At 49.9% G+C, this 22612-nt stretch carries 20 protein-coding genes; 9 read left to right on the top strand and 11 right to left on the bottom strand.

What is annotated here, in order from left to right:
• Positions 1-16: 16 nt before the first annotated feature.
• From B9Y93_RS15180 to B9Y93_RS15150, 7 genes are all read left to right on the top strand, one after another.
• Positions 17-1822, top strand: coding sequence for a CotH kinase family protein (locus tag B9Y93_RS15180; RefSeq protein ID WP_085495542.1), 1806 nt, complete (start codon positions 17-19; stop codon positions 1820-1822).
• A 256-nt stretch (positions 1823-2078) separates the two neighbouring features.
• Positions 2079-2546 carry a MarR family winged helix-turn-helix transcriptional regulator gene (locus tag B9Y93_RS15175; protein ID WP_085495540.1) on the top strand — a complete coding sequence of 156 codons (468 nt, stop codon included), beginning with the start codon at positions 2079-2081 and terminating at the stop codon, positions 2544-2546.
• Positions 2547-2642: 96 nt separating this feature from the next.
• A complete protein-coding gene (locus B9Y93_RS15170; RefSeq protein ID WP_244903425.1) occupies positions 2643-3059 on the top strand; it encodes a DoxX family protein in 417 nt (138 codons plus the stop codon).
• A 157-nt stretch (positions 3060-3216) separates the two neighbouring features.
• Positions 3217-3933: a pirin family protein gene (locus B9Y93_RS15165; RefSeq protein WP_244903424.1), complete on the top strand. Its 717-nt coding sequence runs from the start codon at positions 3217-3219 to the stop codon at positions 3931-3933.
• A gap of 147 nt (positions 3934-4080) precedes the next feature.
• Positions 4081-4602 (top strand): hypothetical protein, encoded by a 522-nt coding sequence (locus B9Y93_RS15160; RefSeq protein WP_085495538.1) that lies wholly within the window; start codon positions 4081-4083, stop codon positions 4600-4602.
• A gap of 253 nt (positions 4603-4855) precedes the next feature.
• Positions 4856-6571 carry a phospho-sugar mutase gene (locus tag B9Y93_RS15155; RefSeq protein ID WP_085495536.1) on the top strand — a complete coding sequence of 572 codons (1716 nt, stop codon included), beginning with the start codon at positions 4856-4858 and terminating at the stop codon, positions 6569-6571.
• A gap of 461 nt (positions 6572-7032) precedes the next feature.
• Positions 7033-8112 carry a M42 family metallopeptidase gene (locus B9Y93_RS15150; protein ID WP_085495534.1) on the top strand — a complete coding sequence of 360 codons (1080 nt, stop codon included), beginning with the start codon at positions 7033-7035 and terminating at the stop codon, positions 8110-8112.
• A 126-nt stretch (positions 8113-8238) separates the two neighbouring features.
• Here B9Y93_RS15150 and B9Y93_RS15145 read toward each other — a convergent pair whose 3' ends face one another.
• The 4 genes from B9Y93_RS15145 to B9Y93_RS15130 all read right to left on the bottom strand — a co-directional run bounded on the left by B9Y93_RS15145 (position 8239) and on the right by B9Y93_RS15130 (position 14098).
• The gene (locus B9Y93_RS15145) at positions 8239-9375 is read right to left on the bottom strand and encodes a sensor histidine kinase (protein ID WP_085495532.1); all 1137 of its coding nucleotides are present in this window, start codon (positions 9373-9375) and stop codon (positions 8239-8241) included.
• The gene (locus B9Y93_RS15140; protein WP_244903423.1) at positions 9372-10046 is read right to left on the bottom strand and encodes a response regulator transcription factor; all 675 of its coding nucleotides are present in this window, start codon (positions 10044-10046) and stop codon (positions 9372-9374) included. Before B9Y93_RS15140 ends, B9Y93_RS15145 begins: the two co-directional genes overlap by 4 nt.
• Positions 10047-10174: 128 nt before the next feature.
• A complete protein-coding gene (locus B9Y93_RS15135; RefSeq protein ID WP_085495528.1) occupies positions 10175-11971 on the bottom strand; it encodes an ABC transporter ATP-binding protein in 1797 nt (598 codons plus the stop codon).
• Positions 11972-12292: 321 nt separating this feature from the next.
• The gene (locus tag B9Y93_RS15130) at positions 12293-14098 is read right to left on the bottom strand and encodes a B12-binding domain-containing radical SAM protein (RefSeq protein ID WP_085495526.1); all 1806 of its coding nucleotides are present in this window, start codon (positions 14096-14098) and stop codon (positions 12293-12295) included.
• Between the two features lie 367 nt (positions 14099-14465).
• On the opposite strand from B9Y93_RS15130, the gene msrA reads away from it, so the two are divergent.
• Together msrA and fabI are read left to right on the top strand one after the other, a co-directional pair.
• Positions 14466-15011 carry a peptide-methionine (S)-S-oxide reductase MsrA gene (gene msrA, locus B9Y93_RS15125; protein ID WP_085495524.1) on the top strand — a complete coding sequence of 182 codons (546 nt, stop codon included), beginning with the start codon at positions 14466-14468 and terminating at the stop codon, positions 15009-15011.
• Between the two features lie 268 nt (positions 15012-15279).
• Entirely contained in the window at positions 15280-16059 is a 780-nt protein-coding gene (gene fabI, locus B9Y93_RS15120) for an enoyl-ACP reductase FabI (protein WP_085495522.1), read from the top strand.
• A gap of 211 nt (positions 16060-16270) precedes the next feature.
• Here fabI and B9Y93_RS15115 read toward each other — a convergent pair whose 3' ends face one another.
• The 7 genes from B9Y93_RS15115 to nikB form a co-directional block, all read right to left on the bottom strand.
• Positions 16271-17476, bottom strand: coding sequence for an MFS transporter (locus B9Y93_RS15115; RefSeq protein ID WP_085495520.1), 1206 nt, complete (start codon positions 17474-17476; stop codon positions 16271-16273).
• Between the two features lie 18 nt (positions 17477-17494).
• Positions 17495-17905, bottom strand: coding sequence for a MerR family transcriptional regulator (locus B9Y93_RS15110; RefSeq protein WP_085496082.1), 411 nt, complete (start codon positions 17903-17905; stop codon positions 17495-17497).
• Between the two features lie 343 nt (positions 17906-18248).
• A complete protein-coding gene (locus tag B9Y93_RS15100; RefSeq protein WP_244903422.1) occupies positions 18249-18950 on the bottom strand; it encodes a hypothetical protein in 702 nt (233 codons plus the stop codon).
• Positions 18951-19208: 258 nt separating this feature from the next.
• Positions 19209-19991, bottom strand: coding sequence for an ABC transporter ATP-binding protein (locus B9Y93_RS15095; RefSeq protein ID WP_085495516.1), 783 nt, complete (start codon positions 19989-19991; stop codon positions 19209-19211).
• Complete coding sequence (locus tag B9Y93_RS15090; RefSeq protein WP_085495514.1) at positions 19988-20806, bottom strand: ABC transporter ATP-binding protein; 819 nt, start codon at positions 20804-20806, stop codon at positions 19988-19990. The genes B9Y93_RS15095 and B9Y93_RS15090 overlap by 4 nt, the downstream gene beginning before the upstream one ends.
• Complete coding sequence (gene nikC, locus B9Y93_RS15085) at positions 20736-21668, bottom strand: nickel transporter permease (RefSeq protein WP_085495512.1); 933 nt, start codon at positions 21666-21668, stop codon at positions 20736-20738. Before nikC ends, B9Y93_RS15090 begins: the two co-directional genes overlap by 71 nt.
• A complete protein-coding gene (nikB, locus tag B9Y93_RS15080; protein ID WP_085495510.1) occupies positions 21665-22609 on the bottom strand; it encodes a nickel ABC transporter permease in 945 nt (314 codons plus the stop codon). The genes nikC and nikB overlap by 4 nt, the downstream gene beginning before the upstream one ends.
• Positions 22610-22612: the final 3 nt, after the last annotated feature.

Raw genomic sequence — 22612 nt, 5'->3', positions numbered from 1 at the left:
AAGAGGAGGATGCCCTATGAAAGCAAAGATCACCTCGCTCTTGCTCACTGCCGGACTTCTTCTGCTTGCTATTGTCTCTACAGGCTGCATGACGCAACACCCAATTCAGCTGGAGAGTGCAGATGCCTCACTCGGTGCGGCCGGAAGCTCTGCTGTGAAGACAAGCGAGGAACGAAGGCTGGATGAAGAGGTCTTTCCACAGGATAAGATCATTGATGTCAAAGTAACGATGAGCAGCGATGATTTCCAAGATATGCTGGACAATGCCTCGCAAGAGGAATACAAGCCGGCTTCCGTTGAATACAACGGTACGACCATTGATAATGTTGCTATTCGAACGAAGGGCAATTTGAGCCTGCGCAGTGTAGTGAACAGCGACTCCGATCGCTACAGCTTCAAGATTGCATTTGATGAGTACATTGGCAGCCAGAATCTGCATGGCGTTACCAAGATCAATCTGAACAACAACTATAGCGATCCGACGTATATGAGAGAGTTCCTCTCCTATGAACTGGCTGAAAAGATGGGCTTGCCTACACCCAAGTATTCCTATGTTCGACTCTATGTCAATAATGAGCTAAAGGGGCTCTATCTGGCCATCGAGCAGTTTGGCACAGCCTACTTGAATCGCAACTTCCAGAATACCAGCGGAGCCTTCTACAAGGCTAATGGCGGCAGCGGCAGTGAGCTTACATGGCTTGGAGATAATGCCCGGCTGTATACGGGCTTGGATCTAAAGAGTGCAACTTCCAATGATGATATATTGATCCGCATGCTTAATGAATTAAATCATGACTCGGATCTGGAATCCTATATTGATGTCGATGAAGTTCTGAAATACATCGCCCTTAATGTGGTAGCAACCAATATGGACAGCTATCTGGGCCAGAATAAGCACAACTACTATTTGTATGAGAATCACGGGCTGTTCAACATGCTCCCATGGGATTACAACATGGCCTTCGGCGGCTTTGGCGGCTCTAGCGTCATGATTGATGAGCCCACTCAAGGCCAGCTAGCTGATCGGCCGATGATCGCGAAGCTGCTCGCCAATGAAGAATACAAGGCGCGCTACCACGAGATCATTCAAGAAGCGATCCAAGGGTACCTTGCTGAAGCCAACTTCTCAGCGCGAATCGATGCGCTTGATGCACTCATTGCAAGCGATGTCGAACAAGACACGACGGCCTTCTATACGTATGAACAGTACAAAGAAGGATTGACATCGCTTAAAAAGACGAATGCCACGACCATCAAGAGCATTCAGGATCAGCTAGATGGCACTGCCGCATCATCCGGTGACGGTTCAGGAAGTGGAATGAGCGGTCGAGGCGGTGGCGAGCGCCCGGCTATGGCACAGCCTTCTAAAGAGCAGGCTGAGGACGGGGTAACAACCGCCTCCACGGTGAATGAAGCCGGGCAGCTGCCAGCAGCAGAACGTCCAGCAAATGCAGCTCAGACAGAAGAAGGGACACAAGGCAATATCGCTAATGGCAACGGTACAGAGCAAATGCCAGACGAAGGGAATACGCAAGGAGAAGCTCCGCCTGCCAACAACGGCGCTGCACCGCCCGATGGAGCCGGCGGCGGCATGGAAGCGCCCCCGGATGGATTTGGCGGCGGCATGGGCACCCTTCCAGACGGAGGCAATGGCATGGAACGTCCTAATGGAATGGGGCGAGGCGGTGCAGGGCCAGGCGGATTCGGGGGTACTGCTGCTCCGCAAGGCAGTGCAGCAACAGCAATCACTGCATTAGCTTCCGCACTTGTTCTTGGTCTCGCCTGCCTTGTCATCGTGTTCTACAAGCGCAGACGATTATAGACTTCACCATCCCCTTATTCACGTGGTACACATGTGGATTAAGGGGATTTTTGTATGCGCTCAGGCTACAACTCTGGTCATCAGCCCTTTCTAATATGGCATTCATGACGTATATTGAATAGATGGCTTTATCCAACGAATTATTATCTTTATAAATGGTTGACAGCTTAAATGACTAATGATATATTTATCTCATGTTCAAGATATTATTTTTCAAGTATTTAAAATAATATGGAATAGACAAGGTGGTGATCGCATGGATGCGAACAATCGCGTGAATATATACGAACCTGACATTCAACGAGCGCTTAAGCTGTTCGTGGTCCTCTCGCGTGCTTCCCGCTCAATGATGGATGTCGCTCAGTACGACATGAAGCGTCATAACTTGAATCCATCCGAATTTGCTGTGCTAGAGCTGCTTTTTCACAAAGGCCCTACTCCAATTCAGCAGATCGGCAACAAGATTTTGCTTGCTAGCGGTACGATGACGTATGTAATCGATAAGCTTGCTGGCAAGGGACTCATTGTACGACAAGCCTCAGAGCAGGACCGTCGCGTCATTCATGTTCAGCTTACGGAAGCTGGCGAGGCGCTGATGGAGCAGGTATTCCCTGAGCATGCACAGGTGATTCAAGATACCGTAAACACATTAAGCGTAGAAGAACAGACAACGTTAATCGACCTGTTGAAGAAGCTTGGCAAGAATTCCGCCTTCCCATCCTAGTTATTAGGAGGGAAGCGCGGTTTACTCGGTCTAATATCTCGAATTAGAGAATATTATATTTAAGAAATAATTTGAAATATAAAGGAGAAGATATTCATGTTTAGTGATTTTGGAGTAATGGATTATGGTTTATTGGTGATTCGATTGGTATTAGGATTGTCTATGATGGCTCACGGCGCCCAGAAGCTGTTCGGCATGTTCGGCGGCTATGGCTTAAAGGGCACTGGCGGCTGGATGGAATCTCTTGGACTAAAGCCCGGTATATTCATGGCCCTTATGGCAGGACTCGGTGAGTTTGTTGGCGGCCTGCTGCTTGCTGTTGGGTTGTTTACATGGGCTGGCGGCATTCTCGTTGCAGGAACGATGCTGGTTGCGATCTTGACTGCGCACTTGAAGAACGGGTACTGGTCGACTCAAAATGGATATGAGTACAACCTGCTCATCATCGCTGTCGCAATCGGCCTAGCACTGACTGGAGCAGGCGCTGTTTCAATCGATGCGCTTATCGGATAATAACAGAAGTAAAGGATTGCTGTTCAGCTCCTATGAACGGAGCATCATAACGCCATATGAGAGCTAACGGCAGCCTGATGCTATAATTAGCATGCCGCCATCGCGTGATGAATCATAACAACAACAATTGCTATATATACACTAGGAGGATGCAGCAATGTCTACAATGAATACCCTTGTTCGCAGAGCGGACGAACGATATTTTGCCAATCATGGATGGTTGAAATCTTATCATAGCTATTCCTTTGCCGATTATTATGATCCTGAAAATATGTACTTCAGTTATATGCGTGTGCTTAATGATGACTTCTTGGCTCCCGCTACAGGATTCGATCTCCACCCGCACCGCGAGATGGAAATTGTCTCGATCCCGCTTGCAGGCGAATTGGAGCATAAAGACAATACGGGCAATACAGAAGTAATCGTGCCTGGCCAGATCCAGCGTATGAGCGCAGGGACAGGGATTTATCACAGCGAATACAATGCATCGTTTGAGAAGACGCTGAATTTCCTTCAGTTGTGGTTCTTCCCTACGAGCAAAGATATTGAGCCTTCTTATGAGACCATCACCTATGGCCTTGAGAATTTGCACAATACCTTGCTGCCGGTCGTATCCGCAGCTTCCCCGGGACCTCATGCTGCAAGCATTCATCAAGATCTTACTTTATACTTGAGCCAGCCTGAGAAGGGGCAAGTTCTTACCTTTAAGCAAAAGCCTGATCGCTCCACCTACATCTTCGTCATCGATGGGCAGATCAGCTTGAATGACGGGACGGTTCTGAACCGCAGAGATGACGCAAGAATTACGGAAGCAGAGAATATTATCATTACACCAAATGAGGCTGCCCACTTTATGCTTATCGATTTGCCTTAACGTGCATCACGATACGAGAGAGTGATCTTCCCCAAGAAGATCGCTCTTTTTCTTTTCTTTCCTATTCATGGGATGTAAGATAAGGGCTCATATGATACAATATGTATATTCCATATTTTTCTTTATTTATGAAATAGGAGGTATCTTGTGAAGACCGTCTTTGCCGCATGCAGCCTCGCCTTACTCCTCATGACTTCCTGTACCCCCAGTCAAGAAGAAGATGAGCAATCAGCAGCAGCCGTACGTTCACCGTACGCACAATCTAGCAGCGGTGCGCTTGATGCCATCAAGCAGCCCATCCCCCATCAAGAAGGAATAGAAGAGAGAGATTGGTCTTATTTGAGGGAAGCCTTAAATCTTTCTTTCAAGATGTTTGCTGCAATGAATGAAAAAGATGGAGCCTATATCCAGGCTATAAGCTCAAGCAACGTCGAAGTAAACACTTCCAAGCACACGATTTCCTTTCCATATGGAGATCGTACAGTGGAGACCCCTTTCCTTCAAAATGTAAGTCTGCAAACTCTTGAGTTCCGAGCCCTCACCTACGCTGATGATCATGCTGTTGAGCTTGCCTTTGCTAATCGGCAAGATGAAACGATGGTTGAGATCCATGCACAATTCATTCGCGAATTCGGGGTATGGAAACTGGATGGGGTGATTACGAATTAAGGGAATGGCAGCAGACGCGCAAATCCGAAATCCAAATGCCGAAAATCTGTCGTAACGGAAGCAGGATAGCATGAATTGCATTTAAACGCTGGTTATCCTTGCTACATGATCATTATGAGCACATGACAAGCTTATAATAGACAAGGGCATGGATTTGTCATATGCAGATTGAATTCATATCGCGTACAATAGTCCATGTAGAATTGGAAGCAGGACAAACAAGAAGCAGGACGAACAAAAGGAGGAATTATCCGTGTCACTTGAAAAACGTGCCCATGAGGTATATGAGCTGTGGCTGAATGATCCGCTCGTTGATCCTTCCCTGAAGGAAGAGCTTCAAGCCATCTCAGGACAAGACAAAGAAATTACAGATCGCTTCTACACTGATCTCAAATTCGGCACAGGCGGACTTCGTGGCGTGATTGGTGCTGGAACGAATCGCATGAATATACATACAGTTGGAAAAGCTACACAAGGTTTGGCTCAATTTTTGAAAAGTACAGATGCCGCTCCTTCAGCCGCTATAGCGTATGACTCTCGCCACTTCTCCCCTGAATTCGCATTGGAGGCGGCGCTTGTGCTTGCTGCAAACGGCGTCAAGGCATATCTATTCAAAAGCCTGCGCCCAACGCCTGAGCTGAGCTTCGCTGTGCGCCATCTGAACGCAAACGCAGGGATTGTCGTTACGGCAAGCCATAATCCGCCGGAATATAACGGCTATAAAGTTTACGGCGCCGATGGCGGACAGATCACACCGGAGACCGCTAACCGCGTAATCAAAGGAATTCAAGTCATCTCCTCGCTTGCAGAGATTAAGAAGATCAGCCAGCAGGAAGCAGAAGAAAAAGGACTGCTGGTTTGGCTGGGCGAGGAGCTTGACGATGCCTACATTAGCGCCGTTGCTGCGGTCAGCCAGCATCCGGAAGTCATTCAAGCAACTAGCGATAACTTCCGCGTGCTGTACACTCCTCTCCATGGGTCAGGCAATATTCCTGTGCAGAAGGTGCTTGAGCGAGTAGGCTTCAAAGAAGTACGCGTTGTCCCTGAACAAGAGCAGCCCGATGGCAGCTTCCCTACAGTGAAATCGCCTAACCCAGAAGAGCGCAGCGCCTTCGCGATTGCGATTGAGCAAGGACAGGCTTGGGATGCGGACCTGATTATGGGCACCGACCCCGATGCAGACCGCATGGGCGCCGTTGTCAAAAATGCGCAGGGCGAATATGTGGTGCTGACCGGCAATCAGGCAGGCGCCATTATGGTGCATTATATGCTTGATTCTATGAAGGAAAAAGGCACGCTTCCTGCCAATGGCGCAGTCATCAAGACGATCGTTACAAGCGAGCTCGGCGCCAGCATCGCGGAATCCTTCGGCATGACCGTCATGAACACGCTCACTGGATTCAAGTACATCGGCGAGAAGATGACGCAATTTGACCAAACGCATGAGCATACGTTTATTTTTGGCTACGAGGAGAGCTACGGCTACCTTGCAGGCAACTATGCTCGCGACAAGGATGCTGTGATCGCAGCCATGCTCATCGCGGAGGCTGGCGCTTATTACAAATCCAAAGGCTTAACGTTGAATGAGGTACTGGAGCAGTTGTACACCCAGCATGGATACTACTTGGAAGGTCTTGAGACTCGTACGCTGAAGGGCATGGAAGGGGTAGAGACAATCCAAAGCATTATGAACGAATGGCGGGACAACGCCCCAGACACAGCTGGAGGAACGGCCATCGTGAAGACTGAGGACTTTGCTCAAGGCCTCTATGACCTTCCGAAGGAGAATGTGCTCAAGTTCCATCTTGAGGATGGCAGTTGGTTCTGTCTTCGTCCTTCTGGCACTGAGCCTAAGATCAAGATGTACTTTGCGGTTAAAGGGAACTCCCTTAACCATGCCAAGGAACGGCTTGCAAGCCTGACGAATGATGTCATGTCCCGTATTGATGCTTACATGGAAGAGCGATAATATCCATCTCTAAGCATCATAGAATCTTAGAATCGCAAGACAGGCCATCGAGGAGATTGCCTGTAACCTGTATGTGCTCTAATCGATATATTCAGTTGCCACTGCTGCCAGATGTTCACCATCTGCCTCACCATTAGCATAAATGGCAGCTGTGCATAGATAACCACCCACGTCCCCTTGCCTTGCAGGCTACTAGCAGAGCAAGGGGCGTTTTGGGCTCTGGCCGTCACTATTGGCTCCGGCTGTTACACCTTGCTCCGACTGTTACTAATGGCTCTGGCTGTTACTGCTAGCTCCGGCTGTTACTGCTGTATCTGGCTGTGAAGCCTCATTCCCCGCCACTCAAGCCCCACTTAAGATCGGCTTAGGGTGGTTGGGGATTGGCTTGCAAAGCACTGTCAATAGGTTCATACTAACCGTATATTCCATATTTCATGCAAACAATGAAAGGGGTTCTTCCGATGCAACAGGAAACACTCGAACTATTCCGCACCTTAACTGAATTTCCAGCTGCACCTGGATTCGAGCGTGAGCTTCGCGCCTTAGTTAAGGGAGAAATATCCAAATATACCGATGAAATCATCCACGATGCCCTTGGCGGCGTATTCGGCGTCGTCCGTGGGGATGAGAACGGCCCTCGCGTCATGGTATCCGGCCACTTGGACGAAGTCGGCTTCATGACCACACAGATTACGGACAACGGGATGATTAAGTTCAATACCCTTGGCGGCTGGTGGGGACAAGTCATCCTGGCCCAGCAAGTCGAAGTCATTACGCCAAAAGGACGCATTCCTGGCGTTGTAGGCTCTATTCCCAAGCATCTTTTGGATGAAGCTACCGCTAACAAGCCGGTTGATCCAAAGGTTATGTATATCGATATCGGCGCGGACAGCCGCGAGGAAGCAGAAGCTGCCGGCGTGCGCCCGGGACAACAGATCGTACCGGTATGTCCATTCACCCCGCTTGTGAATCCGAAGAAGATCATGGCGAAGGCATGGGACAACCGTTATGGTGTCGGACTTGCCATTGAGCTGTTGAAGGAAATTCACAAGGACCAAGTGAAGCTTCCTAATATTCTGTTCTCTGGTGCAACGGTACAAGAAGAAGTCGGCTTGCGCGGCGCGCGCACAGCGGCAAACCTGATCCAACCAGACATCTTCTATGGTCTTGACTGCAGCGCAGCCAACGATATGACCGGAGATCGCAACTCCTTCGGCCACTTGGGCAAAGGCGCATTGCTTCGCATCTATGACCCAACGATGATTACACACCGTGGACTCGTTGAGTTCGTACAGGATATTGCCGATACGCACAAGATCCCTTATCAGTACTTTGTATCACCTGGCGGTACAGATGCGGGCCAAATTCATCTTAGCGGCAAAGGTGTGCCTTCCACGATTATCGGTGTCGTAGGACGCTATATCCATACGCCTGCTTCAATCGTGCATACAGATGATATCGACGCAGCGAAGGAACTGCTCGTTCAGCTGGTGAAGCATACTGACCGCACAACCTATAACACGATCGTTGAAAATGCATAAGCGGCCATAGCCCAAAATACAAAGAAGCCCCCGAGCCTCGCAAGTGTCTTCATGACGCTTTGAAGCTGTCCGGGGGCTTTATTCATTTGCAACATTATTTTTTATCATTTACTAGCGGCGTAGCGGCTAGCGGGTGATGCTCGGATGGCCTGCAGAAGCTGCTTCCAGAGCAGGATTAAGCGGCAGCTTGACGGTAAAGGTTGACCCTTTGCCAAGCTCGCTTTGTACATGAACCGTCCCTTGGTGCATCTCGACAATTTTTTTAACAATCGACAATCCCAGTCCGTTGCCTCCTAGTGTGCGATTCCTCGACGCATCCGCCTTATAGAAGCGCTCAAACACATAGGGAAGATGCTCCTTCGCCATGCCAATCCCATCATCGGCGATGCTCACTTCTACTCGGTCATCTTCCATATGCATGCCAATATGCATATGCCCTTCCTCAGGAGTGAACTTGATGGCGTTGTGAATGAGATTCGTCCACACTTGACTGAGCGCATCCTCGTCCGCTTGTATCGTGGCATTCGATAAGGACAGTTCCATCTCAATATTCTTTGCGCCCCACAGCGACTCCGCTGCCAGCACCACCTTCTTAATCTGCTCATCCAGTCGATAGCTGCTGACCTCCATCACATGATGCTCCGACTCCAGAGAGGTGAGCTTCAGCAGGTTGTCGCTAAGCTTCGATAACCGAATCGTCTCTGTCTCGATGATCTGTAAATAACACTTCCGTTCCTCCTCGCTAAGCTCCTCCTTCTGAAGCGCCAAGGCAAAGCCTCGGATAGAGGTTAACGGCGACTGAATCTCGTGGGATACATTGGAGATGAACTCCTGACGAAGCTGCTCCATCTCCTGCAGTCCGATCGCCATATCGTTAATTCCTGCAATAATCTTGTCATACTCTCCATCCACTCGCTCCTCCATCGCTATGGAGACGTTAAACTCGCCCTTGGCAATTCTGCGCAGCGCATCTGTAATCTGTGTCAAAATGTTGTTCATCTTGCGCCACACAAACAGGAAAAACACAGCAAATACAATAGCAACATATACGGTTGCTATGCCCGATTGCAGGAGAAATAGCGCAAGATCGGACACTTGCCAGTCTGTGCGCTGAATGATCGACCTTACGGTGTAATACGACGCTATCCATATGCCGATCAAGGCAAGGAGCAGCATCAACAGATCAAAGGTATGCTTCAATATTCGCCTTGCCTTAACTGTCTTGGACGAGAAATCCCTCTCTAAGGCTCTTCTAGCACTCATGCCTGCACCTCAAGACGATAGCCAAGCCCGCGAATCGTCTTAATGACAAAGCGATGCTCCTGCTCATTAAATCGATCACGCAAGCGATTGATATGCACGTCCAGCGTCCGTTCGTTGCCTTCAAAATCATGCCCCCATATATCTTCGATCAGCTGTTCTCGGGAGAAGGTCTTGCCTGGGGTGCTCCCAAGCTTATAGAGAAGCTCGAATTCCTTGCGCGGCAAGCTGAGCTGTTTATCACCTGCTGTGACCTCATACGTATTGTAATCCAGCAGAAGTTCGCCAAATTGAACCTGATTGGATACCGCAATCTGATAGCGCCGCAGCAGCGCCCGTACCCGTACGACGAGCTCCATCGGATCGAAGGGCTTCACCAAATAATCATCCACCCCTAGATTGAACCCCTTGATCTTCTGCGATGTTTCACCTTTAGCTGTCAGCATGAGAACGGGAAGATCATAATATCGACGCAGTTCCTCTGTCAGCTGCCACCCGTCCATGTTGGGCATCATCACATCAACAATCATCAGATCGATCTTCTTTTCATCCAATAGAAGCAGTGCCTCGCGTCCATCCGCTGCCTCTTCAACACCATAACCCTGCTGCTGCAAAAATAATCGCACAAGCTCGCGAATATGAGGATCATCATCCACAATCAGGATATGAGCCACCCAGAACCTCCTCCTTCCTAAGCTAATGTCTTTCCTACGATCCACACTTCGATTGAGAGAATAGCTGAACGAATAGCGAAGACAAACGCTGAGCATGTTGAAAAAACTTCACATTCAGCCATTCGCAACTATTGCGCCTGCTCTTCATCGAGCCAGCCCTGCTCTTGAATGCGGAGCTGCTGCATCGCAAACTCGCGGTACATCTCATGCTCTTCAAACAATTGCTCATGAGGGCCAATCCCCGTCACTCTGCCCTTCTCAATAAATACAATCTGATCCGCATCGACGACGGTAGACAACCGATGCGCGATCACAAGCGTCGTCCGTCCCTGCATCAGATTCTGCAGGGCCTCCTGCACGACGATCTCCGACTTGCTGTCAAGGCTTGATGTTGCCTCATCCAGCATCAGAAGCTTCGGATCGCGAAGCAGCGCTCGCGCAATTGCAATCCGCTGACGCTGTCCACCCGACAGCTTCACGCCACGTTCCCCTACCTCCGTATCGTAACCGTTCGGCATCTGGTCGATGAAGCTGTCCGCATAGGCCATCTTCGCTGCGCGCTTCAGCTCCAGCTCACTTACTTTACAGTTCATTCCATAGCATATATTATCTCTAATTGTGCCGTCCATCAACGGGCTCTCCTGCGATACGTAACCAATCTTACTGCGCCAAGAATGAAGCGAGAATTCGTCAATATTGGTATCTCCCAATCGAATCGCGCCTTCTGTCGGATCATAGTAGCATTCGAACAAAGAGAACAAGGTCGTCTTGCCCCCGCCGCTTGGACCCACGATGGCGGTCACCTTGCCTGCAGGGATGTGGAAATGCACGTCCTGGAGAATCGGATCCTGACTTTCTTCATAGGCGAAATGCACATGGTCTACGATCATTGGCAGGCCCTCCTGCGTGACTTCTTGCTCCTTCGAGTGATCCTCCTCATCTGACTCCAGAATGGTCATCAGGTGCTCTGTCGCACCAATCGCCTTCTGAACCTGTGTAAAGAACATGGACAGCTGGCTCATCGGAATCACAATTTGAATCAGATACAGAATAAACGCAACCAAATCTCCAGCCGACATGGCGCCTGATGAGACACGCATGCCGCCAAAGCCGACAATGACCACCAAGAGCAGCATCAGCACAAAGGACATCAGCGGCTGAATCAAGGCCTGCACCTTGCCTTCACGAATGCCAAAGGCCAGCAGATTGGAGATGCCCTTCGCGCCATTCTCATATTCGCGCTGCTCCGCATTCGATGATTTGACGAGTCGAATCTCAGAGAGCACTTGAGTCAGCTTGCCTGTGAACGAAGCCGTCTCATCCTGCAGTCCCTTCGATATTTTAAACATCTGCTTGCCAAGCGGCACCAGCACGAGGGCCGACACTGGAATGACCGTCAGCATAATTAGCGTCATCTGCCAATCCAGCATAAACAAGATCACCATCGAACCAATCACCGATAGAATGCCTGTTAGAAAGGCGATTAGATGCTCGGTAATCAAGCTTTTTACAATCCCCGTATCATTCGTCACGCGGCTGATCGTCTCGCCGGTCCGATTCTGATCATAGAAGGACACCGGAAGGACGAGCAGCTTTTTCCACAACCGATCCCTAAGGCTTGATACCACCTTCTGGCCAATGACATTCAATAAATAAATCGAGATGCCGCTTGCGATCGTTTGAATCACGAACGCGACTGCGAGCGATACGATCTGAGCAGGCTTTAGCGAAGACATCGTGAAGCCGTCCACCAATCCCTTTGTAAACATCGGGATGATTAAGGACACGACGGTAGCGCCAAGACTCAGCACCAGCGCTATAATCAGCATCCCCTTGGAGGGCTTCGTCTCTTGAATCAGCTTTACGAATTTACGCCAGTTGCTCAGGGAGCCTTTGGTTTCTTCAACTTGCGGATAGGTATCCATATCTTCCACTCCTTTATTTCAACCTCTGTCTTGATCTGACTCCATCGTACAAGAGCAATGTAAACTCCATTTAAACAAATGTTAATCCAATGCAGCCGGATCTCATTCTTGCTTCTCACCCTCTACCTTCCAGTCTATCAATTCAGGCGGCCTAGCATACCTTTCATCGATTTGCTAGATTTGACGTGCAAGCAAACGACTCAATAAGGTTGAACACTAACCACGAAGGCCTATCTTGGATGTTATGCACGCATCAAGCAAAAAACAGCCCGCCTGAACATGATTGTTCAGACCGGCTGCTTCGTTGGTCCATATACCCTATTAATAAATGATGTTCCAGCGGCGGTCTCCTTGCTCCTCAGCCTTCGATGCCGCATTGCCGAACAATACTAACAGCACCGTCTCCTTGCCGTCATCCAGCTCGCGATGCTCATGCCAATGCGCAAGATCAAAGGGAAGCCTGTGAACCATGGCATGCTTGTGCAAATATCCCTCGGTCCACTCCAACGTGCCGTCAGCATCACCCTGCGCCGAGGACAGCGTCGAAGCATGTGCTGCCGCATAGGACATCCACTCGCTCATCTCCTGCTTAGGCAGGGCCTCCCACCAAATCGTCCGAGGCTTGTGCTTATGCTGAAGCAGATAATCCAGCTGCATCATTCCTCGGATCGCGCCTTGGTGCTGAACTTGCTCCGCGGCAAGAAACTGCTCCAAGCGCACAAACAAATCGGCGAGCTGGTGTCCGATCCTTGACCAGCCCTGCTCCGCCCAATAGGTCCCGAACCTCTGGAAAAAGTCCCATGGCGTATCAAAGGCTAGTGCCAGCAGCATCTCGATCGTATGATCTGCTCGATGATCATTCCAATACTTCTCTAAAATGTCCTCGGTTTGTTTGATCCTGACCACATCGCCAAAGGAAAGCACATCATTGGACAGCATCTCATACGGCGCATCCTCCATGTATTGATAATGGTAGCGCTCGGCGTCTCGCCGCAGTCCAGTTCCACGGAGGAGCTTCAGGAAACCAAGCTGCAGCTCTTCTGGGCGCAAAGCGAATACGTCATTGAAAGTGTTGCGGAAAGAGTCGTAGTCCTCTCCAGGAAGACCTGCGATCAGATCAAGATGCTGATCAATCTTCCCGCCCTCCTTCACCAGATTGACGGTTCGGCACAGCTTATCCCAGTTCTGTCTGCGCTTCACCAAGCGCATCGTCTCCTCATTCGTCGACTGGACGCCAATCTCAAAGCGGAAGATGCCTTTCGGCGCATGCTCATTCAGGAAAGCGAGCACCTCTGGCCGCATAATATCCGCTGTGATCTCGAATTGAAACACACAGCCATTATGATGATCGATCAGAAACTGAAAAATATCGAGCGCATATTCCCGATTGATGTTAAAGGTCCGATCCAGAAATTTGATCGTTCTTGCTCCATGCTGGATAAGGTACAGCAGGTCCGCCTTCACCTGCTCCTTGTCAAAGTACCGCACGCCTACCTCGGTGCTCGACAAGCAGAATTGACAGCTGAATGGACAGCCCCGGCTCGTTTCAAAATAAACGATGCGCTTGCTGATCTCCTGTGCGTCCTCTTCTAAGCGATAAGGGGAAGGGATCGAATCCAACACAATCTTATCCGCCTGAGGTTGAATAAATATGCGCTCTGCTTGTGCGGTCTGTCCTTCGTACACCTGATTATTGCTAAGTCCCCGCCAAGCAATGCCGGGAATATGATGAAGCGCCCGATCCTCCGAATAAGCGGTCAGGATCGCTTTGAAGGCAGCTTCTCCTTCCCCCATCACGATGACATCGATTCCTGCTTCTCGATTCATGAAGTGCTCAGGGTCAAAGGATACCTCAGGGCCGCCAAGTATGATGCGAACGTGGGGCAGCACTTTTTTCAACAAGGATACGCAGTTCAGCGTCTCTTCTATATTCCAGATATAACAGGAGAAGCCGACTACATCCGGCTTGCGATTATATAGATCAGTGACAATATGAAGCGCAGGGTCCTTCACGGTATATTCAGCCATCTCAATCTCAAAGGCATCTTGGGCATACGCCTTCAGCAATCGAAGGGATAGCGCGGTGTGTATATATTTGGCATTGATTGCCGCAACAATGGTTTTCATTTTGACTAACATCCTATCTCCGCAGCGTCACATGACGTGTTGTGCATGCAGGTGCATGCCATCCCATACCGTAACGAATGTGCTTCTTTCGCGTCAATGGAGGAAGTCACAGCACTCAAGAAATCATTCTGGAAGCTCCAATCAAAGGCATCTCACGAATATCGCTGATATAACTTGAAGGCAATAAGATCGAATGTCTTTGATGATAGACAAAGCACATGAGACCATGCAGATAAGACAAAGCGAATCATTCGCTTCACAAGGCGCTCAAAACGCTGTACACTAGCAACACAGTGCGAAAATGCCCTTTTTTTGATAATAAAATATATAATGAAGCTTATACCAAGACAAGAACAGGAGGGTAATCATGGCCTCACAACAATCACAAGCTCCCCATCTTCAGCTCGCTACCTTTGCAGGCGGCTGCTTCTGGTGCATGGTCAAGCCCTTCGACCAATGGGACGGCGTCCACGCTGTCATCTCCGGCTATACAGGCGGACATGTGGACAATCCTTCCTATGAACAGGTGAAGACCCAAACGTCAGGCCATCTTGAGGCCGTTCAGATTACGTATGATCCGTCGCTTATCTCATATAAGCAAATGCTTGAGCTGTTCTGGGCGCAGATCGATCCGACAGATGACGGCGGCCAGTTCCAAGATCGCGGCGAATCCTACACAACCGCCATCTTTGTTCATAATGAAGAGCAGCGAGAGCTTGCTGAAGCTTCAAGGGAAGCGCTCATGCACAGCGGACGCTTCGACAAGCCGATTGTGACGCCTATTCGAGATGCAATGGTGTTCTATCCTGCTGAGGACTATCATCAGGATTATTATCGCAAGGAGCCCGAGCACTACAAGCAGGATCGCGCTGTCTCCGGTCGAGATGCATTTATCGAGCAGCATTGGAAGTAAGTGCTTCGCGAGCTTCCTAAGACTAGGCAACCAGCGGATAAACGACAGCGAAAGGGTTCTATTAATCGTCCGTTGCTACTTCTGTTAGTTCACCTATCGCTTCTAAATAGAAGTGGATATCGTTTCAAACTTGTTCAAATATGATATACTTTGGATTAGTAGCAGCTGCTAAGAGCAGCTATTAATATTAGCCATTAGCGGCAGCTATCCATCATAATGATACTTACAATAAGACATGATGTATGTTATATATCCTAAGGAGGATCACATGGAAGATTTGCTGAAGTTGAAAGGTAAGAATATCGTTGTCATGGGTGTGGCCAATGAGCGCAGCCTGGCATGGGGCGTTGCGAAGTCGCTTATTCAAGCGGGCGCGAACCTCATCTTCACCTACCGCAAGGAGCGTTCTCTTGCGAAGCTTGAGAAGCTGATTGAGGCCAACAACATCGAGCCAAAGCTGGTGCTCCCTTGCGATATCAACAGCGATGAGAGCATTGAGGCCGCTTTCTCCAAGATCGGAGAAGAGGTAGGCACTATTCATGGCGTTGTTCACTCCATCGCATTCGCGCATGCTGAGGATCTGAAGAGCGACTTCGTCGATACGTCTAGAGAAGGCTTCGCATTCGCACAGGATACAAGTGCCTACTCCTTGATCGCTGTGGCAAAAGCAGCAAAGCCGTATATGACGGAAGGCGGCTCGATCATTACGATGAGCTATCTCGGCGCAGAGCGCGTGGTTGAAGGCTACAACGTCATGGGCATTGCGAAGGCTTCCCTTGAGGCATCCGTTCGGTACCTTGCCTCTGACCTTGGCAAATACAACATTCGTGTAAATGCCATCTCCGCTGGCGCTATCAAGACATTGGCAGCCAAAGGCGTTCCTTCCTTCAATCGCATCCTTCATGTGATCGAAGAGGAATCCCCATTGAAGCGCAATGTTACGCAAGAAGAGGTTGGCGATATGACTATTGCAATGATGAGCCATCTGTCCCGCGGCGTTACAGGTGAGATTGTGTATGTAGACTCTGGCTACAATATTATGGGCTAGTTCTGCATCGCCCAAAATTACAAAGCTAGACTTGTGCACGCAAGGCAGCAGCTCAACACAACATGAGCACGGATATGCGAATGCAGCATTCCTAGTACAGTAGAGTGCAGTAGAGCGAAAATAAAAGCCAAGCTGGAAGGAAGCGGCGAACACCGCTTCTTGCCCTGCTTGGCTTTGTTTTGTGTATGTTGTGCGTTTCGTGCAAGAAAAACTAGACGGTCGCTCCTGCCGACGAATCCGCTGCTTGCATTTGTGCTGCGTGCGAAGACAGCGTATGCTTCACTCGAATAAACATCAGGCCTCCTGCAATCACAAGCAGAATACCCGCCACACCATAAGGGGCGAATGGGCTGATCGCGCCGCCGATCACACCAGACAACAGCGGTGCAATCGCCGCACCGAGCCAGCGCACGAAGTTGTACACCCCAGACGTAATGCCGCGTTCATAAGGAGATACGCCCATCACATGGCTTGTGAACAAGGCATTGTTCAAGCCGCACAATAAGCCAGACAAGACGACAAGCGCGATCTGGATCGCAGTATTGTGCAGAAAGAACAATAGGAAAATGATGATCGCAAAGCCAAACAAGCTGAACTTCAGAATCTGTTCTGGCGTATACTTCGTCTCAAGCGCATGAGCCAGCTTAGCAGAGCCAAATGCGAGCAGCAGGCCCCAGCCAAAGAACACAAGCCCGAGCTGAATCGCAGACAGCTTAATGACAAGTGGCGAATATGCCAAGATCACGAAGAAGCCGTAGTTGTACAGCATTCCTGCAATGGCACCACGCAGGAACGGCTTATAAGACAGCAGATGAGCCAGCTCCTTGAAGCCTGCCGCTTTGCGCTTCGCGCCTGTGTGATGATTCTCGGGTGCTTTGACCTGAGAGAGAACGAGGATGAAGGCAATAAAGATCAATACGCCCGTCATCATAAAGGGATAGCGCCAGGAGCTGCTCAGCAATCCCCCAACAAGCGGTCCGCCTGCCATGCCAAGCCCAATCGCTGCCTCATAAGCACCGACAGCCCCAGATACCGTTGGCGATAAGGAGATCAGGAGCGTCATCGCCGTCGCAAAGAACATCGAGTTGCCAAGACCCCAGCCTGCACGGAATAAGGACAGCTCCAAGATGGAATTGGAGAAGCCGCACAGCAGGGCAAAGACGGTCACAATGGCCATCCCCATGACCATCATTCGTTTATCCCCCACTTTTGACACCAGCATCCCGACAGGGAGCATCATAATCGCCATCGTAAAAATGTAAGCCGTGAACAGCATCTCAACCTGTGCATGGTTAGCCCCCAGCTGTTCCGCAATAATTGGCAGCAGCGGATCCACGATTCCGATCCCCATGAATGCTAGGAAGGTTGCGAAGATCGTAATTTTTCTACCCCTGCTTTTTTGTGCTTCTGTTAACATGCATTGCTTTCCTCCTCTTTATATTTCGAGATGGCCACGAACCGATTCCAGCAGTTCCTCAATATAGCCCTTGAACTCCTGCATGCGCTTCATCTTGCCCTCAAGCTGCTGAAGCTGATTTACGAGCATCGCCTCTGCTGTAAGCAAGGCCTCTGGCTTTGCTTTCCCTTGCTTCTTGTGCTCATCATGCTCATCACTGAGGTGCTCCTTCCAATCCACAAACTGCTTAAGCTCTAAGAGCGAGAAGCCGAGCACCTCTTTGGCTTCAATCAGCAGTCGAATCCGACGAATATCCGCATCGGTATACAAGCGAATATTGCCTTCACTCCGATCAGGAGGCTGGATAATACCAAGCTCCTCATAATAGCGAAGCGTGCGCTTCGTTAATCCTGTTTCACGCATCACCTCTTCAATCTTGTAGGTCTTCATTGCCTTCACCCCGTTCTTCTGCTCTTCATACAATACTCCTTGTTAACGTAAACGTCAATATTTACATATGTAATTATTTATATATAGTTATGTATATGGTTACACATTAGATCCACCTTGAATTATTTGTTTATTCCATAAAACATTTAATACATCTCTTCTAGATAAGTGGAACAAATGGGTTCCCCTCATAAGGAAGATGAGTTGAAATGGTCTTCTAGGCGTTGTTGCTCCCAGATTCATTTCATGCTCTCCCCTTTCTTCCAGCGTCATCATCCATTCGCCAAACCAAAAAAGCAGCCCAACATGATATTGGGCTGCTTCCTTCACCTTATGCGTTATGTTATTTTACTTGGAACGTATACTCCTGATCCTCTATCTTTACCTTAATCATAACCGGCTTATCATCCTTGCTGATGTCTTCCGGGACTTCAGCCAAGAAGTGAATAACGCCAGACTTCAGCGGTTCAATGCGCGTAATATTCGTATAGGTAAAGTCAGCGCCGCCACGGTCTTCAATCGTGGAGAAAGTGCCGTATTCATACTGTCCATCGTACAGTACGTCTACCGAAAGAAACTCATCTGCGCTCTTGCCGATCGTGAGCAAACTCTTAACCTTGATCACCGTGTCGAGATAAATATTTTCATTTTCCTTCACTTCATAGTATGTATAGAAGCTGTCGGGATTCGGCGGTGTTACTTTCTTCTTGAACTTCGAGCCAAGCAAAGTCACTTCCGCATACTTGTCCACCGTTACGGCTTTGTTGGCCTCAAGCGTAGGCGTCTTATCTGCCACCACTGCTTGAACGGGTTCTTCTTCGCTAACGGCCTGATTGCCACGATTTGTGTCATTCGAGCCCTCGGCAGCTTCCAGTTTCGCCTTTAATGCCTTATTTTCATTTTCAAGCTCGACGATTTTTTTCTCAAGCGCAGAAGTATCAGCTGATGCTGTGCTGCTTGTGCCGCTGCTGCATGCGGACATGCCCCATACCGCTATCAATAGCGATGTTGACAAAATCACGGATCGTATCCATCTTTTTCTCACAGTATCCCCTCTTTTTCTATGTCTATTTTTATCTATGATAACGGAAGCCATTCGAATATGGAATGATTTTTCTTCCAAAAACCCTCTTATTTCTCAAACATTAGGCGATATATGTTGAAAATTATCGGAGGATGTCATAAAAAAGCGGCTCTCCCCTCATGGTGAGAACCGCAAAATAGTATTACATCGTTAATAGCATGCATTTCATCGTTAACATCATGTATATTTAATATCCAAAATGAATTCCGCCCGCTCACCTCACGTCGATCTATAGCTTGTTAGCATCGCCTGAACTAGTCTTTGCGATTCTGGATGCCGGAGCTGGTCCAAATGCTTGGCATCCTGAAGATGCTCCACAACGGCTCCCCTGCTCATCACGATCAGTTCATCTGCGAGATGGCGAACCGCCTGCAGGTTGTGTGTAATGAACACATAAGACATCGCGTATTCCTTCTGCAAGCGCTGAAGCAGCTGTATCATTTGCCACTGGGTCATAGCGTCCAAGCTGCTGATCGCTTCATCCCACACAATCAGTCTCGGCTTTGCGGCCAGCGCTCTTGCGATGCACACCCTTTGCAGCTGTCCGCCGCTGATCTGATGCGGATATCCATTCATCTCTTCTGGCCGCAGCTCCACTGCTGTGAGGAGGTCACCCACCCTTTTCGTCAGCTGAGAGGACGTTAATCGTTCGCGGTGCTGTATCGGTTCGGCCACGATATCCTTAATCGTCATGCGCGAATTCACGGCACTGCGACTGTCCTGAAATACCATTTGAAGCTCGGAGAAGAGCCGCTGACGAGCCTGAGGGCGCAACAAGCTCTCGCCCTTATACCGAATGTCTCCAGCATCCGGCTTAACTAAGCCTACGATCAGCTTGCCGAGCGTGCTCTTGCCCGACCCGCTTGAGCCCACAATCCCAAGCGTCCTGCCTTCCTCCAAGCTGCAGGATACATTCATAACCGCCATCTCCCGCTTTGCACGGAACAAAGATTGGCCAGATAAGCGGTAAGACTTGCTTACTTCAATCAGTTCCAGACTCATAAGCACTCACCGCCTTCAAGCCTCCATGCGGCTTCCAAGAGGTGCTTCGTATAATCATGCATAGGGGCTTTAAGCAGCTGCTCCACTGGCTGCTGCTCGACCAGCTGCCCTTGCCTCATCACACCGACATCATCAGCCAAGCGGCAGATGACCCCAAGATCATGGGAGACAAGCAGCAGGCTCAAGCCAAGCGATGAGCGCAGCTCGGCCAGCAGCTCAAGTATGTCCCGCTGATTGGTCGTATCAAGCGCCGTGGTCGGCTCATCGGCGATAACCAGCACGGGCTCCAGACAGAGCACCATCGCGATCATTACCCGCTGCAGCATGCCTCCGCTAAATTGAAACGGGTACATGTGAAGCAAACGTTCTGGATGATCCAGCTTCACAAGCTGAAGATAATGAAGAGCCTTTTCCAGCGCTGCCTTCTTCGATACGGGAGCATGGGATCTCATCACATCCACAAAATGTTCGCCAATGGTGATTGCGGGATGGAAGGCCGACATCGGATTCTGAACAATCATGCCTACTTGTCTGCCCCGCACCCTCTGCATATGTGATTCCTTGAGGCTTAGCAGTTCTCGGCCGCACAGGCGAATGCTGCCGCTAATATGAACAGAGGATTCACGCAGGTTCATGATCGACATGCAGGTGAGCGTCTTGCCGCTGCCGCTGCCTCCGATGAGACCGTACACGCTTCCTTGCTGAATCTCAAAGTAAACATTTTCGACCGCGAAAGGCATGTCCTCACATTTGCTGCTTGTCGAGAGCTGAATGTTTAGATTTTGAACGGATAAAACGGGAGCTGCCGCTGCCATTTCGCTTCCACCCCCTCCCCTTGTTCGCTGCCTGAACATCGAGCTGATCGCGAAATCCATCACCAAGCTTGTTGAAGGCCATGACGGTTACAAAGATCATCAAGCCCGGATACAGCATTAGCGCTGGGTGATCAAGCATGTAGGGCCTGCTGTCATTGATCATCATGCCCCATTCCGCCGCAGGCGCTTGAACGCCAAGTCCGAGAAACGAGAACTCTGAGATGAGCAGAATGACTTTGCCAAGATCGACGGCAAGCAGGATGACCATCTGAGGCAGCACGAATGGCGCGATATGCCGAAGCAGAATGCGAGCGTGCGAGGTGCCTGCCAACCGCGCAGCTAAAATATAATCCTGTGTCTTAAGGGATTGCACCATGCCGCGAATAATTCGCGCATAGCTTACCCACTGCACGATGACGATCGCCAAGATCAAGTTGCTCATCCCAGCGCCGAGCGTCCCGACCAAGGCAAGCGCTAGAATCAGCTTCGGGAAGGCAAGCAGCACATCGCATACCCGCATAAGCAATTGATCAAACCAGCCTCCCACGTAGCCTGAGGCCATGCCCAGCACCAAGCTGATCACGAAGGTCAAGGCGATGCACAGGCTGGAGGCGCCAAGCGATACCCTCATCCCGAATAGAAGCCGGGACAAGACACAGCGTCCCAAATGATCTGTTCCGAGCGGATAGCTCCAGGATGAACCCTGCAGCTTGTTGACGATATCCACCTCGTAAGGGTCATGAGGGGCAAGATAAGGGGCAAAGATCGCGGCGGCTGCACCAAGAACGACGATTGTTCCTGCAATAGCCATCGTCATATGGCCCGATGATCTCGACACAGCAAGCGCTCTCTCCCGCATCATGGCAGCACCCCCTCCTTCAGCCTGCTGCGGGGATCAAGTGCTGCACACATTAGATCAGCAGCAAGATTAAGCAGTATAAACATCGTTCCCATCAGCAATACGTAGCTCTGAATAACGGGATAATCCCGATTCGCAACCGACTCCACCAAGTATCGGCCTACACCCGGCCATGCGAACACGCTCTCTACAATCACCGTTCCAGCAAGCAAATGCCCAATGGTGATGCCTAGCGCTGTGATGACAGGCGGAAGCGCGCTTTTCAGTACATATTTGCCCATGCGCTTAGGGTTACTGATCCCTCTTAGCCTCGCCGCCTGAATATAGGGCTGATGCTGATGCTCCAGAATTCCGGTTCTTAGAAGACGGATGAGCGGAGAAGCATAAGCTAAGGCGAGCGTAGAGGACGGCAGTACAAGATGGGTCCAGTCTCCCCTGCCCATAAGAGGCAGCAAGTTCAGCTGCATGGAGACCAAGTAAATAAGCAGGAAGCCAATCCAGAAGCTCGGCACAGAAGCCGCGCTTACCACGATGAATTGAATCACGCGATCCAGCCAAGAGCCCTTGTACACGGCGGAGAGAATTCCCAAGGGAAGGCTCATCACAAGCAGGAGGAGCAGGGCACTGAGAGCAAGCTGAAGAGTGGCAGGCAGATACTGTCCAAGCTCTTGTCCTACTGGCTGATGGCTCACAAGCGACGTGCCGAAGTCCAGCTGCACAGCCTTGTACAGCCAAGTGCCGTATTGGGCTAAGATCGGCTCATGCAGCCCCATTTCCTCTCTCAGTGCCTGTACCGCTTCCTCCGAAGCACCGGGATTGCTTAGATTCAAGGCAGCCTCTGCAGGGTCGACAGGCACCAGATGCAGCAGCAAAAAGGACAACAGCGACAGTCCAGCCAGAACTGGAATCACCCCGATTAATCTTCGTAACACATATCCAGCCATCGC

It is taken from the genome of Paenibacillus aquistagni, assembly GCF_900177815.1.
GTDB lineage: Bacteria > Bacillota > Bacilli > Paenibacillales > Paenibacillaceae > Paenibacillus_B > Paenibacillus_B aquistagni.
The sequence above is the reverse complement of the archived record's forward strand: the minus strand, read 5'-3'. Positions and strand labels throughout refer to the sequence as shown.